Annotated in this window: 12 protein-coding genes and 1 pseudogene; 8 read left to right on the top strand and 5 right to left on the bottom strand. The window is 71.4% G+C overall.

The window, feature by feature from the left end:
• The 4 genes from K2Z83_RS29775 to iscB form a co-directional block, all read right to left on the bottom strand.
• On the bottom strand, window positions 1-99 hold a 99-nt coding region (locus K2Z83_RS29775), incomplete at its 3' end, for an alpha/beta fold hydrolase (protein WP_370650068.1).
• Window positions 100-163: 64 nt separating this feature from the next.
• Complete coding sequence (locus K2Z83_RS04405) at window positions 164-832, bottom strand: type II CAAX prenyl endopeptidase Rce1 family protein (protein WP_220593952.1); 669 nt, start codon at window positions 830-832, stop codon at window positions 164-166.
• An 85-nt stretch (window positions 833-917) separates the two neighbouring features.
• Window positions 918-4,064, bottom strand: coding sequence for a glycosyl hydrolase (locus K2Z83_RS04400; protein WP_370650057.1), 3,147 nt, complete (start codon window positions 4,062-4,064; stop codon window positions 918-920).
• An 82-nt stretch (window positions 4,065-4,146) separates the two neighbouring features.
• Entirely contained in the window at window positions 4,147-4,923 is a 777-nt protein-coding gene (gene iscB / locus K2Z83_RS04395) for an RNA-guided endonuclease IscB (RefSeq protein ID WP_220593951.1), read from the bottom strand.
• 179 nt (window positions 4,924-5,102) lie between these two features.
• Between iscB and K2Z83_RS04390 the strand changes: the two genes are divergently transcribed.
• Window positions 5,103-8,204: an AAA family ATPase gene (locus K2Z83_RS04390; RefSeq protein ID WP_220593950.1), complete on the top strand. Its 3,102-nt coding sequence runs from the start codon at window positions 5,103-5,105 to the stop codon at window positions 8,202-8,204.
• Window positions 8,205-8,301: 97 nt separating this feature from the next.
• Window positions 8,302-9,828, top strand: a pseudogene (locus K2Z83_RS29770) (CHAT domain-containing protein).
• Window positions 9,829-10,158: 330 nt separating this feature from the next.
• On the opposite strand, the gene K2Z83_RS04375 reads toward K2Z83_RS29770, so the two are convergent.
• On the bottom strand, window positions 10,159-11,157 hold the full coding sequence (locus tag K2Z83_RS04375) for an arsenic resistance protein (RefSeq protein ID WP_220593948.1): 999 nt from the start codon (window positions 11,155-11,157) through the stop codon (window positions 10,159-10,161).
• A 216-nt stretch (window positions 11,158-11,373) separates the two neighbouring features.
• Between K2Z83_RS04375 and K2Z83_RS04370 the strand changes: the two genes are divergently transcribed.
• The 6 genes from K2Z83_RS04370 to K2Z83_RS04345 all read left to right on the top strand — a co-directional run bounded on the left by K2Z83_RS04370 (window position 11,374) and on the right by K2Z83_RS04345 (window position 17,138).
• Window positions 11,374-11,511 carry a hypothetical protein gene (locus K2Z83_RS04370; RefSeq protein WP_220593947.1) on the top strand — a complete coding sequence of 46 codons (138 nt, stop codon included), beginning with the start codon at window positions 11,374-11,376 and terminating at the stop codon, window positions 11,509-11,511.
• 7 nt (window positions 11,512-11,518) lie between these two features.
• Window positions 11,519-12,358: a metallophosphoesterase family protein gene (locus tag K2Z83_RS04365; protein WP_220593946.1), complete on the top strand. Its 840-nt coding sequence runs from the start codon at window positions 11,519-11,521 to the stop codon at window positions 12,356-12,358.
• A gap of 82 nt (window positions 12,359-12,440) precedes the next feature.
• Window positions 12,441-14,021, top strand: coding sequence for a S8 family serine peptidase (locus K2Z83_RS04360; RefSeq protein WP_370650056.1), 1,581 nt, complete (start codon window positions 12,441-12,443; stop codon window positions 14,019-14,021).
• The gene (locus tag K2Z83_RS04355) at window positions 13,918-15,168 is read left to right on the top strand and encodes an efflux RND transporter periplasmic adaptor subunit (RefSeq protein WP_220593945.1); all 1,251 of its coding nucleotides are present in this window, start codon (window positions 13,918-13,920) and stop codon (window positions 15,166-15,168) included. The genes K2Z83_RS04360 and K2Z83_RS04355 overlap by 104 nt, the downstream gene beginning before the upstream one ends.
• A gap of 84 nt (window positions 15,169-15,252) precedes the next feature.
• Complete coding sequence (locus K2Z83_RS04350) at window positions 15,253-16,188, top strand: ABC transporter ATP-binding protein (RefSeq protein ID WP_220593944.1); 936 nt, start codon at window positions 15,253-15,255, stop codon at window positions 16,186-16,188.
• On the top strand, window positions 16,185-17,138 hold the full coding sequence (locus K2Z83_RS04345) for an ABC transporter ATP-binding protein (protein ID WP_220593943.1): 954 nt from the start codon (window positions 16,185-16,187) through the stop codon (window positions 17,136-17,138). The genes K2Z83_RS04350 and K2Z83_RS04345 overlap by 4 nt, the downstream gene beginning before the upstream one ends.
• Window positions 17,139-17,159 lie beyond the last annotated feature (21 nt).

Genomic DNA, 17,159 nt, shown 5'->3' with positions numbered 1-17,159 from the left:
GCCCAGCAGATCCAGCGCGTAGACGGCGTGGTCGCGGGCGAGATCCTCGGCCACGGCCTCCCATGCCTCGGCCATGCCGGCGAACCCGTGGACGAGCATCACCGCCGGCCCCGCGCCCCACGCCAGGTAGCGCAGCCGGTGCCCCTCAATCGTCACAAACCCCTCACCCATCATGCCCCCGTAGGGGCGCAGCGTGCTGCGCCCGATCCTGCGCCCGATCATGCCCCGCCCCCCCACGCCAGCGCAGCACCGCCCCGAAGTGCGCGCCCCACGCGCCGAGGAAGCCCCCGCAGAGCGTGTAGCCGCCGGCGAAGAGCAGCCCCAGGATGCTGAAGGTGACCGGGCCGATCAGCCGGGCGCGCCGCCCGCCGGCCCAGACCGTGTGGACGGTCAGGTAGTAGAGCCCGTAGGCCAGCGCCGAGAGCGGCAGCGACCAGAGGCCGATAATCGTGCCCAGGTGATGGAAGAGGTAGCCCCGGAAGTAGAGCTCGGTGGCGAAGGTGTGGAAGAGCGCCAGGGCGACGGGCACCGGCCCAGAGGGCACGAAGCCGCCGCGGTTGCCGAAGCCCATCAGCGCGCCGACCGCGAGGGCCGCCAGGAGCCACGGCGAGAGGCCCCAGCCGAACGAGCTGAGCTCCGCCCCGCCCACCAGGCCCACGCCGACGAGCGCGGCCGACGCCAGCAGCAGCCGCCGCACATACATCCAGACGCTCGCCGGGTCGTGGGCGCTCTCCGCCGCGCCCCACCCCCTCCCGACCGCCCCCCACCACGAGACGCCCCAGAGCGCCAGGTAGCTCGCCGCCGCGTAGAGCAGCTGCGCCGTCGTTGTCATCGCGAGCCGGCCCCTTTCATAGAATTAGCCGTAGGGGCGACCCAACGTGGTCGCCCGCACATGCAAAAACGTTCGTGACGCCCGATCACGCCGGCGGGATGATCGCCGGCACCTCCTGGGCGGCCACCTGCTGGTTGAGCGCCGGGACATCGCCCGCCAGCAGGGCGTCGAGGGCCGCCAGCTGCGCGTCGATCCGCGCCGACAGGTCGGCGAACACCTCGCGCGACTGGCGGGTCGGCGCTCCGTCTCCACCGGCCACCACGTTGCTCAGCGAGGCCAGCTTATGGTTCAGCCGGCTGGGGATGTTGATCGTATCGAAGGCCGTCTTCGCCCTCGTCTGCACCAGCTGCCCCTCGACCTCGGTCAGCCGCGCGATCAGCGCCCGCGCCGCCGCGCGGATGGCGGCCACCTCCTCGCCCGCGCCCAGCCGCTCGGCCAGGCCCTCCGCCTGCATGCGCACCGCCCGCAGCCGCTGGATGGCCGCGTGGGTCGCGCTCAGCTTGTCGCGGATCTGGAGCAGCAGCGCCTCCTGGGCATCCAGGTCGGCCTGGCTCGCCGAGGTGCGCGGGTCCTGCAGCAGCTGGAAGCGCTGGCTCACCTGCGCGTCGCCCAGGGTCAGGCGGGCCTCGTACGCGCCGGGGGAGACCAGCGGGCCGAGCAGCGCCGCCTCGGTCGTCGGGTCGCCCGGCAGCTTGCGGGCGTCGGCGTGGCGCATGCTCCAGACAAAGCGGTTCATGCCGGGGTCGGCGGGCAGCCAGGGGCCGCCGTCGCCCCCGCCGGGCGGGCGGCGGGTGAAGCTGCGGATGAGCTGGCCCGCGCCGCCCAGGATGTCCAGCCGCAGCTCGGCGTCCTCCGCCGGGGCCTCGGCCAGGTTGTAGTGGATGATCACCCCGGCCGGCGGGTTCTCGCCGGCGTCGAGGAAGGTGCGCAGCTCCTCGCCGTGCGGCCCGGTCCGCTGGGTGAAGGTGCCGACCGTGCCCAGGCCGAGCATATAGTTCTTGCCGGCCTCGCCGCCGCGCCAGGGGGCCAGCCCGCCCAGCAGGCGCACGGTGTCGCGCGGCCGGGCCATCCAGAGCCGATCGCCCGCCCCGGCCAGCTGCCGCAGCGGGGTGATGTCGTCCAGGATCCAGAACGAGCGCCCGTGGGTGGCCGCCACCAGGTCGTCGTCCTTGATCACCAGATCGTGGACGGGGACGACGGGCAGGCCGCCGCCCAGGGGCTGCCACGCCGCCCCGTCGTCGAACGACACGTAGACGCCGCGCTCGGTGCCGGCGAAGAGCAGCCCGCGCATCTCACGGTCGGCCTTGACCACGCGGGTGTAGGCGCCATCGGGAACGCCCGCCGTGATCGACGCCCAGCTCGCCCCGTAGTCGCGGGTGACGAGCAGGATCGGCTGCTCCTCGGCCAGCTTGTAGCGGGTGGCCGCCAGGTAGGCCGTGCCCGCGTCGAAGGGCGACGGCTCGATCCAGCTGATCAGGGTGCGCGCGGCCATGTCCGGCGGGGTGATGTTCGCCCAGCTCGCGCCGCCGTCCCTGGAGAGATGCAGCAGCCCGTCGTCCGAGCCGGCCCAGAGCAGCCCCGGCGTCAGCGGCGACTCGGCGAAGGCGAAGATCGTCGCGTAGTGCTCGGCCCCGGTGCAGTCCTTAGTGATCGGCCCCCCCGACGGCCCCAGCGTCTCCGGGTCGGCCCGCGTCAGGTCGGGGCTGATCGGCTCCCAGCTCTCGCCCAGGTCGGTGGACGTGAAGGCCACATTGCCACAGGTGTAGAGCAGGTTCGGGTCGTGGGGCGAGAAGAGGATCGGGAAGGTCCACTGGAAGCGGTACTTCAGGTCGCCCGCGCCCCAGCCGCCATAGATCTCCGGCCAGACCGTGACCAGGCGCAGCTGGCCGCTGCGGTGGTCGTAGCGCTGGAGCGCGCCGCCGCCGCCCGGCGAGGAGCCGACCGCGCCCACCAGCACGATGTTCGGGTCGTCGGGCTTGATCGCGATGTGGCCGCTCTCGCCGGTGCCCGCCGGGTAGCTGGCCGTCCAGGGGATGCAGCCCAGGTTCGTGGCCCGGCTGGGCGTGCTGATGCTGGAGTTGTCCTGCTGGGTGCCGTAGACCCGGTAGGGCGTCTGGCTGTCCACATTCACGTGGTAGAACTGGGCCGTCATCTGGTTATAGATCGTGCTCCAGGACGCGCCGCCGTTCAGGCTCACGCAGGCCCCGCCATCGTTGCCCTCGACCATGCGCCGTGGGTTCTGCGGGTCGATCCAGAGGTCGTGGTTGTCGCCGTGGGGCGTGGTGATCTCGCTAAAGCTTTTGCCGCCGTCGGTCGACTTCCAGTACTTCAGGTTGAGGATGTGAACCGTGTCGGCATCGGCGGGGTCGGCGAAGACGTGCATGTAGTACCAGGGCCGGTGGCGCAGGTTGCGGTCGTCGCTCACGAGCTTCCAGGTCTCGCCGCCGTCGTCGGAGCGGAACAGGCCGCCCTCCTCGGCCTCGACCAGCGCCCAGACCCGGCCGGCCTGCGGCGCGGCCGACACGCCGATGCGGCCCTTCAGCCCCTTGGGCAGGCCGGGCCGCTCGGTCAGCTCCGTCCAGGTGTCGCCGCCATCGGTGCTCTTGAACAGGCCGCTGCCGGGGCCGCCGCTGGTCAGGCTCCAGAAGTTGCGCCGCACCTGGTAGAGGCTGGCGTAGAGCACCCTGGGGTTGTCCGGGTCGATGCAGAGGTCGATCGCGCCGGCGTCGGGGCCGCGGTGGAGCACCAGATCCCAGGTGGCCCCGCCGTCGCGGGTGCGGTAGACCCCGCGCTCCGCATTCGGGCCGAAGGCGTGGCCGAGGGCGGCCACATAGGCGGTGTCGGGGTCGCTCGGGTGGACCCGCACCCGCCCGATGTGGCGGGTCTCGCCCAGCCCGACGTTGGCCCAGGTCTTGCCGGCGTCCGTCGAGCGGTAGACCCCATCGCCAGCGATCACGTTGCCGCGCAGACATGCCTCGCCGGTGCCGACATAGATCACATTCGGGTCGGACTCGGCCACGGCGAGCGCGCCGACGGCGGCGCTGGTGAAGAAGCCGTCGGAGATATTCGTCCAGTAGCTGCCGGCGTCATCGGTCTTCCAGACCCCGCCGGCGCAGGCGCCGAAGTAGAAGGTCGCCGTATCGCGCGGGTCGCCGGCCACGGCGACGACGCGCCCGCCACGGGGCGGGCCGACGCAGCGCCAGCGCAGCGACTGAAGCAGTCGGGCGTCCACCGAAGGAACCGCAAGGGAGCTGCGGGGCTTTAGCCCCGGCAGAGGAATTGCGGCGCGGCGCATGGAGGACTCGCACCTCGCATCAGCGCGCCGCGAGTCCGGGTGTGGGTTCGTTGGCATCTGGTCTCCTCGGATAGGCGTAGCCGTCTGCCCGGTGCAGCGCGGTACAGGTCGTGGCTGGCACATCAATCCCGTTGAGCTTGAAAGAAGGCTTGGCCCGAATGGCGACCCGGCCAACGTGCGTGCCGACGTACTTCCCCTTCACGACGACCGACCGCACGATGTCGCCGGTCTGGAAGCCAAAGTGGCGCTTCTTGCGCTGGCGGTGCCGGATCGGGAAGCCGTACTTGTTCAATCCGGCCATTTGGCGATTTCCGTGGCCGGTGGCGATGATGTGAAGCGGGCGCACCCCTCGGGTATCCAGCACCTCGGGCGTGCTGGCCCCGACACAGGCGGCGTCGTGCCAGTGGACCTTCTCCAGCCCCAGGCGGGTGCGGTTGTATTTGGTGCGCCCGCCGGTGCCGACTTCGACCGGCAGGCCGGTGGCGGCGAGCCGCCCGTAGAGCGCCCAGCGGGTCGTGTTGACCGCTGCGGCGTCCTTCAGCGGGCGGCGGGACTGGGCCTGGATGTCGGGGTGCCCGAACTCCGCAGCGGTCTGGGTTCCTTTCTTGATGTTGCACGGCTCGCAGGCGAGGGCGAGGTTGCTGATACGGTCGGAGCCGCCCCGCGCCCTCGGGACGATGTGCTCGACCTGGAGCGGGGTGTTGGCCGCACCGCAATAGGCGCAGCGGCGGCCCCACTTCTCCAAGAGAAATTCGCGTACCTCGTAGCCGGCCAGCGTGCCCTGCTGGTACTCCACGCCGCTGATCTCGGCGTGCTCCAGCAGCTGCGTGTCGAAGCGTGCACTGCCCGCACACTGTATCTGCTGGCAACAAAAACTTGTGTTATCCTCAGGGCATGGAAGGGCGCAGCAGCCGCCCATACAACCGCTACCTGGAGATGCGCCGGGGCTGCTGCGCCCCAACATATACTACCGCTATGATCCCTCAGACCCTCACCATCCAGAACTTCATGTGCTACCGCGCCGACGACGGTGGCGCCCCGCTCGGCCTGAACCTCGACGGCCTGCACGTCGTCTGCCTCTCCGGCGAGAACGGCGCCGGCAAGTCGGCCCTGCTCGACGCGATCACCTGGGCGCTCTGGGGCGAGGCCCGCACCCCCGACGACGACCTGATCGCCCAGGGCGAGAGCGAGATGCTGGTCGAGCTGGTCTTCCAGCTCGGCGACCAGCAGTACCGCGTGGCCCGCCGCCGACAGCGCGGCAAGACCGGCAAGCGCGGCGGCATCTCCAGCGGCAAGACCTTCCTCGACCTCCAGGTGCAGGACGCGGCGGGCTGGAAGCCGATCGCCGAGGCCACCGTGCGCGAGACCCAGGCCCGCATCGACGACCTGCTGCGCATGTCGTACCAGACCTTCATCAACGCCTCGTTCCTGCTCCAGGGCCGCGCCGACGAGTTCACCTCGCGCACGCCCGCCGAGCGCAAGCAGGTATTAGCCGACATCCTCGACCTCGGCGAGTACGCCTCCCTGGAGGCGAAGGCCCGCGAGCGCGCCCGCGACCTGGACGGCCAGCTGAAGGGGCTGCGCGGCCGCATGGAGCAGCTGGAAGAGAGCGCCGTGAAGCTGCCCTTCTGGGCGCAGAGCGCGCAGGATGCCGAGGAGCAGGTCGAGCGCATGGGCGCGCAGGCCGAGCAGGCCGAGCAGGCCCAGGCCCAGGCCGACGAGCGCCTGCGCGCGCTCCAGGCCCAGGCCGAGCGGCGCAAGACGCTGCTGCGCGAGCTTGACGCCCTGCGCAAGGCGCAGGCCGCCCGCGAGCAGGAGATCGCCACGCTGCGCGGGCGGATCGCCGCCGACGATCTGCTTATCTCCCGCCGCGAGCAGATCGCGCAGGGCGTGGCCGACCTGGCCGCCGCCCGCGCCGAGCTTGATCGCCTGGAGGAGCTGCGAGGCCAGCACCAGGAGCTCGACGAGCGGCGGCGCGAGCTTCAGCTCCAGCTCAAGGACGCCCTTGGCGAGCTGCGCGCCGAGCTGGCCCGCCTGACCAGCCGCCGTGACGGGCTGGCCGAGCGCGCCGCGAAGATCGCCCCCTTGCAGAAGCAGATCGCCGCCGCCGAGCGTCAGATCGCGGATCTTGCGCCCCTGGGCGATGAGCGCGAGCAGCTTGATCGCCAGCGGGCCGAGATCGAGCAGCGCCTCGACCACCTATCGGCGCTGCGCCTGCGCCAGGGCGAGCTGGCCGCGCAGATCGCGAAGCGCGAGCACGCGCTGACGTCCGCGCGCGAGGAGAGCCAGCGCGCCATGCGTCGGCTCGACACGCAGCTGGCCGATGTGCCGCGCTGGCAGCAGGACCTCGATGCCGCCCGCGCCGCCGCCGAGCAGCTTACCCAGGGCGAGGCCCAGCTGGCGACGCTGCGCACACGGGAGCAGGCCGATGTAGAGGAGGTCAGCCAGCAGCGCGCCGAGTGCAAGCGGCTCAAGGCCGCCGCCGATAAGCTCAAGGCCAACCAGAAGATCCTGGCCGACGCCGGCGGGGAATGCCCGGTCTGCCGCAGCGAGCTGGGCGTCGAGGGCGTGGCCCACGTCCAGGCCCACTACGAGCAGGATCTGGCCGAGCTGCGCGCCGCCTACAGCGAGGCCAATCGCGCGGCCGACGCCGGCGACGCCGGGCTGAAGCAGACCCGCGCCGCCATCGCGGAGCTTGAGCCCCAGCTTGCGCGCCTGCGCCAGACAGCTGCGCACGGCACGTCACTAGAGGCCCGGATCACGCAGGCCGATGCGTGGCGGGCCGAGCGGGCCGAGGCCCAGAAGGCCCACGACAGCGCCGAGCAGCAGATCGCCGCGAAGGACTTCGAGCCGGCGGCCCAGGCCGAGCTAGCGGGCATCGACAGCGAGCTCGGCGCGCTGGGCGACCAGGCCGAGCTCAGCAAATCCCGCGCCGCGCTGGACAAGCGCCTGCGCGAGCTCGACAAGCAGCTCCAGGGCCGGGGCCGCGCCGAGGGCACGCTGGCCTCGCTCCAGCAGGAGCTCGCCGCCGTGCAGGCCGAGGCCGAGGCCCTGCCCGCCGCCGAGGCCGAGCTCGCCGCGCTCCAGCGGCGGATCGACGAGGGCGACTTCGCACACGACGTGCGCAACCGGGGCCGCCAGGTGACGTGCCGGATCGGGCAGATCGGCTACAGCCCCGAGGATCACGCCGCCGCCCGCGAGCTGGCCCGCGGCCTGGAGCGCTGGACGGAGGAGGAGCACAAGCTCCAGCTGGCCGAGCAGCGCCGCGAGGCCGACCAGAAGCTGCTGGAGCAGGCCGACGAGCTGCGGGCCAGGGACGCGATCGAGCTGGAGCGTCTCACCCGCGAGGACGCCCTGCTGGAGCAGGAGCTGCGCGGGCTGCCCCAGGCCGACGCCGACGCCAGGGCCAGGGCCGACGAGCTGCGCCGCGCCCGGGGCGCGCTCCAGGCCGCCCAGAACGACCTGGTCGAGAAGCAGACCCACCGCCGGCGCGCCCAGGCCGACGCCGAGCAGCTGGAGCGCGAGCGCGAGAACGAGCGGGCCATGGCCCACCGCCACGGCCTCCTCGCCGAGCTCGGCGAGGCCTTCGGCAAGAAGGGCGTGCAGGCCATGCTGATCGAGCGGGCCATCCCCGAGATCGAGGACGAGGCCAACCGCCTGCTCGGCCGCATGACCGACAACCAGATGCACCTCAGCTTCGAGATGCAGCGCGAGGCCAAGTCCACCGGCAACGTCATCGAGACCCTGGAGATCAAGATCGCCGACTCGCTCGGCACCCGCGTCTACGACGCCTTCAGCGGCGGCGAGGCCATGCGCGCCAACTTCGCCGTGCGCATCGCCCTCTCGCGCCTGCTGGCCCGCCGCGCCGGCGCCCGCCTGGAGACGCTGGTGATCGACGAGGGCTTCGGCGCCCTCGACGCCCTCGGCCGCGAGCGCATGGTCGAGGCGATCACCGGCGTCCAGGACGACTTCCGCCGGATCATTGTGATCACCCACATCGATGAGCTGAAGGATAAATTCCCCGCACAGATCGAAGTGACCAAGACGCCAGCGGGGTCGAGGTGGGAGCTGCGGTGAGCCTGAGCAGTAGCCCGCGATCATGGCCGAACATCTCCACAACCGCCGCACGAGCGAAGCCGAGACACCATGACCACCCCCCCCCGCCTACGCCGACCTGAAGATCAGTCTGGAGCGCGAGGCCAGCGGCGGCTACCGCGTCCGGCTGAGCTTCCGACTGAATACCAGCGCCGCAGACGAGGACTTCGGTGCCCGCTCGCGTACGCCGGCGGTCTTCGACCTGGATGCCCTGCGCGCCGCCAGCCTCGACCCGCAGGAGTACGGCCGGCTGCTCACCGCCGCGCTGCTGGCCGATGAGCAGGTGCGCGCTGAATTCATCAGGGCGCGCGCACGGGCGCAGAGCATCCCCCTGCGCCTGCGCCTGGCCCTCGACCCTGCAGACGCCGCGCTGCACGCGCTGCGCTGGGAGTGGCTGCAAGACCCCGACGACGGCGCGCCCCTGGCGCTCAGCCAGCGCGTGCTGCTCTCGCGCTACCTGCCGGGCGGCAGCGGCGAGCCGATCACGCTCCCTGATGGCTGTGATCTCCGCGCCCTCGTGCTGATCGCCAGCCCCGCCGACCTGCCCACCTTCCGCCTGGCCCCGCTCGATGTCGCCGCCGAGCAGCGGCGGATCGTGGCCGCCCTGGGCACGATCCGGCCCACCCTGCTCGCCAGCGGCACGCCCGCAGCGCCGACGCTCGCCAACCTGCTGGGCCACCTGGGCGATAGCTACGAGCTGCTGATCATCGTGGCCCACGGCAGCCAGCAGGGCGACACGCCCTACCTCTGGCTGGAGCGGGCCGACGGCAGCGCGGACTAGCTGCCCGCCAGCCTGCTGAGCGAGCGCCTGGCGCACGCGCCGCAGCGCCCGCAGCTGGCCATCCTGGCCGCCTGCGCGGGCGCCGGCCGCGACGACGGCGCGGAGCCGCTGGCCGCCCTCGGGCCGCGCCTGGTGGCCGCCGGGGTGCCGGCCGTCGTCGCCATGCAGGGCAATGTCAGCATCGCCTCCGTCGGCACGCTCCTGCCGACCCTGCTCGCCGCGCTGCGCCGGGACGACTGCATCGACCAGGCCATGGCCGCGGCCCGCCTGGCCGCCGAGCGCGAGCACGCCGACTGGTGGCGGCCGACCCTGACCATGCGCGTGCGCGACGGGCGGCTGTGGGATTACCCCGCGCCCGCGCACCCGCTGCTGCCGCAGATCGTGCCGGCGTTCTATCAGCGCGATGAGGCCGGGCAGCGGATTGCTCCCGCCGCGCAGGGGAAGCTGGACGAGATCGCAACCGTGCTGCACCGCCTCTTAGGGATCGCCGATGATGCCGGTCGCGCGCTTGAGACAGGCAACCCGGCCCTGGCCGAGCGCGGCCTGGAGCGCTGCCTGACGAACCTGCGCAGCTTGCAGGGGCAGATGCCTGGGTTGGGCCTGCGCACTGAGCAAACCGAGCGCTGGAAACCCACGTTTGCCCAGTGGGAAGTCACCCTCCAGCAGGCCATCGAGTGCCAGCGCACGCTCTCGCAGGGCGAGCTGCTCAACCCCTTCCAGACCGGCAACCCGCTGCGGCCCGAGCGCAAGGATCTCTTCAAGGGGCGCTGCCAGCCCTACCTGCTCCAGCTGATCGGCGGCCAAACCCGTGGGCCGCGCCGGTGACGATCGCCACCCTCCCGTGGAGATCGAGGAGCATAGCTGCGCCTTTTGTATGCCCATCCCCCGAGAGGCTGGCTGAGGCATTGGCATGCGGCCGGCGGCCATCTCAGGAGGCGCGCGTAGATTGTTGACAACGGTATGCGGTACTGTAGCACGTACCCGAATCAGCGTCAACAGCCGGCGCAAGCGCACCAGGGCATGAGCAACGTCCTGGGGCTTCGCACCAGACTCGATTTGTTATTGGGTTTGGGCGGCAAAGCCGCCCAAACCCAATAACAAATACTGCGGGGGCGGCTTCGCCGCCCCCGCACCCCCACCGGGAGGTGCCGAGTCTTAGGCCCTTCCTGGCTGCGCCGCCGGCAGCTTCTCGGGCGCGCTACCGAAGATCCGGTCGGTGAACTTGACGTACCAGGCCGCCGCCTGCACCTGGATAATGTAGGCCAGGGCGATGATCAGCGCGATCTCCGAGCCATCCTTGCCGAAGGCGGTCATCGCCACCGCCAGGGCGATCGAGAGGTTGCGCATCACGCTGCCGTAGACCAGGGCGATCGCATCGCCACGATTAAAGAGCATCTTGCCGACCAGCGTGCTCAGCAGGAAGTTGAGCGCGTAGAGCAGCAGCAGCGGCAGCGCCAGCCGCAGCAGCAGGGCCGGGCTGCTGATGATCGTCGTCGCCTTCAGGGCGATCGCCGTAAAGACGATCCCGACCACGCCCACGGTCGAGATCATGGGGAAGCGCCCCTTGACCTGGACGTTGTAGCGATCCACCCCATAGAGCTTGATCAGCCCGCGCTGGGTGGCGTAGCCCGCCGCCATCGGCAGGAACACGATCAGGATGATCTGGCTGAAGATGTCGGACAGGGGTACGTCGATCGCCGTGCCCATCAGCAGCTTCAGGTAGACCGGGGTGGCGATCGAGCCGATCACCAGCCCGATCACCGTCATCTTGACCGCCGACAGCACGTTGCCCTTGGCAAATCCCGTCCACGAGATGGTCATGCCCGAGGTCGGGAGCAGCGAGGTGAGCAGCAGGCCTACGGCGATCAGCGGCCGGTCGGCGAAGAGCAGCCGGCCCATGGCGAAGCCGACGAAGGGGATGACGCCAAAGTTGAGCAGCTGGGTGGTCAGCTGGAGCCGGGTGTCGCCGCCGGTGAAGACCTGCCTGAGGTTGAGCGTCACCATCATCGGGTAGACCATCAGGAAGGTCAGCGGGGTGATCAAGCTGCGCAGCGGCGCGGGGTTAGCCCACGAGCCGTACAGCAGGCCCAGCACCATCGCCGCCGGGATGCTCCACACCAGGTGCTTCTGCAAAAATGCGAGCGCCTTCCACATCGTCTGCTCCTTCACGGTATACTGCGCTAATAGAGGTGGTATCCGCATCTTGAGATGCGCCCGAGCGGGCAGAGGTTTCAGCAGTTGTGGCAATACAACCAAAATAGTGGTTGTCTATTTGGCATGGGGCGAGGCCGAGCCCCCCTGTGCTACAATACGTCCCGAAACCATCAATCTGCAATCTACAATCTACAATCAAGAAGCGGAGCACCAGCCATGGATATTGTTCTCGCCGTGCTGCGGTACGGGTTCGCCGCCGTCCTGGTCGTCGAGGCGGTGATCGTTGGACGGGCGCTGTTCACCCTGGCCATGGAGAAGGCCCGCCCCGCCGAGCCCGCGCCAGCCCAGGAGTAAGCCCCCCGTGCGCCACCGCATCCTGCATATCTCCGACGTCCACGTCGGGCCGCCCCACCGCCCCGAGATCGCCCAGAAGCTGATCGCCCAGGCCCACGAGATCAAGCCCGACCTGCTGGTGATCTCGGGCGACTTTGTGCAGCGCGCCGACTTCGCCGACCAGTGGCGGGCCGCCCAGAAGCTGCGCGCCGCCCTGCCCACCCCGCAGCTGGTGGTGCCCGGCAACCACGATGTGCCGCTCTACAACGCCCACCTGCGCCTGCTCAACCCGCTCGGCCGCTACCGCCGCTATATCAGCCGCGACCTCAACCCGGTCTTCGAGCTGCCCGGGCTGGTCGTCGTCGGCGCATGCACCGCCCACGGGCTCACCCTCGACGGCGGCCGGCTCAGCAAGAGACAGGCCGACACGCTGCGCAAGACGCTCGCCCGCTACGGCCCCGACACCTGTAAGGTGGTCGTCTGGCACCACCCGGTGCTCACGCCGCTCGGCATCCACCGCGACCGCACGATGGACGACGCCGGCGCGGCGATGGCCCTGCTCGACGAGTGCGGCGCCGAGCTGCTGCTCTGCGGCCACGTCCACGTCTCCTATGTGGGCAACACGCTTGATGTGGCCCACGGCCTGCGCCAGGGCACGATCATCTGCCAGAGCGGCACCACAACCTCGCGCCGGGGCTACGGCCGCGAGCAGGGCAGGAACTCCTGCAACCTGATCGAGGTCGAGGACAACGCCATCCGCATCAGCCAGCTGCTCTACACGGAGGACGCCGGCCGCTTCGTGCCGGTGGCCGAGCACGCCTTCCCACGCCTCTCCTTGGACACCTACCATCTGCCGCGCGCGGAGTAGGGGCGCAGCAGCGTCGCATACCGCCCCAGGGCGACATCTCACAGGGGCTGCTGCGCCCTTACCGAGGCTGCGCCCCTGTCTGGTGATCATCTGCTGCCTGCTGCCCCTTACCCTCCTGGGCTGCGCGACGCGGCCGGACGACGCCGGCCCCGCCGACGCCGCCCGCCGCTTCGTGGCCGCCCTGGAGGCCCGCGACGCCGGCGCGATCATCGACCTGCTGGAGCCGAGCGACTGGCGCCGGGAGATCGGCCCCGAGCTGCGCAGCTACCTCGGCATGGTCAGCGCGCTTGAGCTGCGCGACGCGGCCTACCGCGTCGCCCGCAATGACGGCGCGACGGCCCAGGTGCGGATCAGCGGCACCCTGGTCTACGCCCTGGCCGAGGGCGGGGCTAGCGGCGAGCGCCCGGTCGACCTGAGCGTCGAGACGGTGCGCGTCGGCGACTCCTGGTACCTGCGCAGCCTCGACCTGCCGCAGCCCACCGGGGAGGGGAGGGTCAGGGAGGGCTTTGCCCTCCCTGAAACCCATCCCGCTTCCACGAGCGGCAAACCCTCAGCCCAGGGCCTCAGCCCCAATGACCCGCTCTACCCCGACCAGTGGGCGCTGGGGCGGGTGGGCGCGCCCTGCGCCTGGGGCGTCACCACCGGCCGCGAGGACCTGATCGTCGCCGTGATCGATAGCGGCGTCGATATGTCCCACCCCGACCTCCAGGGCCGCCTGCGCAGGGACGGCTTCGACTTTGTGGATAATGACGGCGACCCGCGCGACGAGAACGGCCACGGCACCCACGTCGCCGGGATCATCGCGGCGGCCCTGGGCAACGCCGAGGGCGGGGCCGGGCTCGCGCCCAGCGTGCAGATCCTGCCGGTGCGGGTGATGGACGCCGCGGGCGTCGGCGGCGATAGGCGCATCGCCGCCGGCGTGGGCTACGCGGTGGACAAGGGCGCCCGCGTGATCAACCTCAGCCTCGGCTCGACCCTGCTCCTGGCGACCCCCGAATCCTCGCCGCTGATCAGCGCGGCCATCCGCCGCGCGCTCGACGCCGGGGCGGTGGTGGTGGTGGCCGCCGGCAACGACTTCGTCCCGCTGCCGAACGCGATCGTGGGCGGGAACGAGGACGTGATCGTGGTGGCCGCCGCCACCCGCGACGACCGCCGGGCGGTCTTCTCGAACTCCGGCCCCTGGGTCGATGTGACCGCGCCCGGCGAGCGCATCCTCTCGACCATGCCGACCTACCCGGTCTTCCTGACCAGCGACGCGCTGCCGGAGAACCAGCGCTTCCGGCAGGGCTACGACTCGATGAGCGGCACCTCGCAGGCGGCGCCGTTTGTGTCGGCCCTGGCGGCCCTGCTGCTCTCCCTGCACCCGGAGTGGTCGGCGGCCCAGGTGACGGCGGCGATCACGGCGTCGGCGGCCGACATCTACCCGAACATGCCCTCGTACTACCGGCGGCTGCGCCTGCTGGGCAGCGGGAGGATCGACGCCTGCGCGGCCCTCGGCGGCGCGGCGGCGGCCCCCGCCGGGCTGAGCCCGACCGCGCTCGGCCTGGGGGCGGCGGGGATTGTCCCTGATCCGGGCCGGCAGCCGCGCCGAGGATATCGCCGCCGCCGAGGCGGCTGTGGCCCAGGCGAAGGCCGCCCGCGACGGGGCCACGGCCGCCTATGAGAACGCCCAGGCCGCGCTCCAGGACCCGCAGCAGCTCAACGCCCAGGTGATCCAGGCCCAGGCCGCCCGCGACGCGGCCCGGCGCGCCCTGGACCAGGTGCGCGCGAGCAGCCGCCCCGAGGATATCGCCGCCGCCGAGGCGGCCCTCTCCCAGGCCCAGGCCAACCTCCAGACGACACGGGACCGTCTGGCGGCGGCGAAGGCCCAGGCCGAGAGCGGGCTGGCCCAGGTCGCCAACAACCTGCGCAACGCCCAGGACGCCTACAGTAAGATCTACTGGGACAACCGCGAGCTTGAGAGCAAGCCCGGCGACCTGCCGCAGGCCCGGATCGACGCCGAGTCGGCCGCACTGCGCGCCGTCGAGAACGGGAACGAGTCGCTCGCCCAGGCCCAGGTGGCTCTGGAGAACGCCCACCAGGCTGAGGTCAGCGGCGTGCAGGCGGCCCAGGGCCAGGTGGATGCGGCCAGCGCGACCGTGACCAAGCTGCGCAACGGTGCGCGCCCGGTCGATGTCGCCGCCGCCCAGACGGCACTGGCCAACGCCCAGCGCGTGCTCGACCAGGCCATATCGATGCGCGACGACCCGCAGCAGCTGCGCGCCGCCGCCGACGCGACGAAGGCGCAGCTCGATGCGGCCCAGGCCCAGCTCGACCAGGCCCAGTCGCGGCTGGAGCTGGCCCAGGCCGGCGCCCGGCCCGAGCAGGTGCAGGCCGCCGAGGCCCAGCTGGCCCAGGCCCGCGCCAACCAGCGCCAGGTCGAGGTCCAGCTCGCGAAAACCACCCTGACCGCCCCGCGCGCCGGGCTTGTGCTCAGCCGGCCTATCTACGAGGGCGAGCAGGCCAGCCCCGGCACCGTGCTGATGACGATCGGCGACATCAGCACCGTCCGCCTGACGCTCTACATTGGCGAGCCCGACATCGGGCGCGTCCACCAGGGCCAGGCCGCCCATGTGACGGTCGACAGCTTCCCGGGGCGGGTCTTCGACGGCGTCGTGACCTACATCGCCGGGGAGGCCGAGTTCACCCCGCGCAATGTGCAGACCCAGGACGAGCGGGCCACCACGGTCTTCGCCGTGCGCGTCGAGCTGGCCAACCCCGACCACGCGCTCAAGCCGGGCATGCCCGCCGACGGGATACTGGTCGAGTAGGCTGCTGAGGGCTGCGCCCTCAAACCCACGTTTGTTGAGGTTCTGGCGGCGTAGCCGCCAGAACCTCAACAAAAAAATAATGCAATGAGCGACGCGATTATCACGACCGATCTTACCCGCTCCTTCGGTCCGATCCACGCGGTGGCCGGGCTGAACCTGCGCGTCGCCGCCGGACAGATCTACGGCCTGGTCGGACCCGACGGCGCGGGCAAGACCACCACTATGCGCCTGCTCTGCGGCGCGCTCCGCCCCGACGGCGGCAGCGCCACGGTGATGGGCGTCGATGTGGCCCGCGACCCCGAGGGCGTGCGCCGGCGGATCGGCTATATGCCGCAGCGCTTCAGCCTGTACGGCGACCTGACGGTGCGCGAGAACATGCGCTTCTTCGCCGAGGTCTACGGCGTGTCGCGCGCCGAGCAGGAGCCGCTGATCCAGCGCCTGCTTGCCTTCAGCCGGCTCGGCCCCTTCCAGGGCCGCCGCGCCGAGGCGCTCTCCGGCGGCATGAAGCAGAAGCTGGCCCTGGCCTGCGCGCTCATCCACCGCCCCGACGTGCTCATGCTCGACGAGCCGACCACCGGCGTCGACCCGGTCTCGCGGCGCGAGTTCTGGGACATCCTGCGCGACGCGGTGATGCGCGACGGCATGACTGTGCTGGTCTCGACGCCCTATATGGACGAGGCCGACCGCTGCCACATGGTCGGCTTTATGCGCGAGGGCGCGCTGATGGCCTCGGGGACGCCGCGCGAGCTGCAGGCCATGGTGCCCAGCCTGGTGCTCGAAGTCCAGGCCCGGCCCTACCACCTGGCCCAGGAGCGCCTGCGCGCGCTGGATGGCGTGCGCGGGGTGCAGGTCTTCGGTGACCGGCTGCACGTGATCGCCGACGGCTCGCTCACCGAGGAGGCGATCCGCGGCCAGCTCGCCGGCGACGCGATCACCCTCGGCGGCGTCCGCCGCATCCAGCCGACGATGGAGGAGGTCTTTATGTACCTCCAGGGCGCGGCGGCCGAGGTGCGCCCATGAGCGCCGCCTACGCCGTGGAGACCGAGGATCTGACCCGCCGCTTCGGCGACTTTGTCGCGGTGGACCGGGTGACGCTCCAGGTCGAGCCGGGCGAGGTCTTCGGCTTCCTGGGGCCGAACGGATCGGGCAAGACCACGACGATCCGCATGCTCTGCGGGCTGATCGCGCCGACCGAGGGCCGGGGGAAGGTGCTGGGCTTCGACATCGGGCGCGAGAGCGAGGCGATCAAGGCCCGGATCGGCTACATGTCGCAGAAGTTTAGCCTCTACCCCGACCTGAAGGTGCGCGAGAACCTCCAGTTCTACGCCGACGTCTACGGGGTGCCCCGCCGCGAGCGGGCGGCGCGCATGGCCGAGCTGGTGGCCATGGCCGGGCTGCGCGGGCGCGAGGGCGAGCTGACGGCGAACCTCTCGGGCGGCTGGAAGCAGCGCCTGGCCCTGGCCTGCGCGATCGTTCACCGCCCGCGCATGCTCTTCCTCGATGAGCCGACCGGCGGGGTGGACCCCGAGGCTCGCCGGGCCTTCTGGGAGCTGATCTACGATCTGGCCCAGGAGGGCGTGACGGTCTTTGTGACCACGCACTACATGGACGAGGCCGAGCACTGCAACCGGATCGGCCTGATGTACGGTGGCCGGCTGGTGGCCCTGGACACGCCGGCGGCCCTCAAGCGCGGCACGATCGACGGCGATGTGCTGGAGATCGAGGGTTCGCCGCAGGATCAGGCCCGCGACCTGGTGGCGGCCCACGCGGGCGTGCGCGAGGTGGCCCCGCACGGCGCCCGGCTGCACGCCATTGTGGACGACGCGGCGCTGCGCGCCCCGCAGATCATGGCGGCCCTGCGCGCGGCGGGCGTCGAGGATGCGCGGGCCGAGCTGATCGACCCCTCGCTTGAGGATGTCTTCGTCACCCTGGTGAACCAGCAGGCGGCAGAGCCGCCGCGAAGCGGCTGATCGCCCCGGCGGCGGCGGGCC

This window comes from Oscillochloris sp. ZM17-4, assembly GCF_019599295.1.
In the GTDB taxonomy this organism is placed as follows: domain Bacteria; phylum Chloroflexota; class Chloroflexia; order Chloroflexales; family Chloroflexaceae; genus Oscillochloris.
This window is presented reverse-complemented; position numbering and strand designations above follow the sequence as displayed.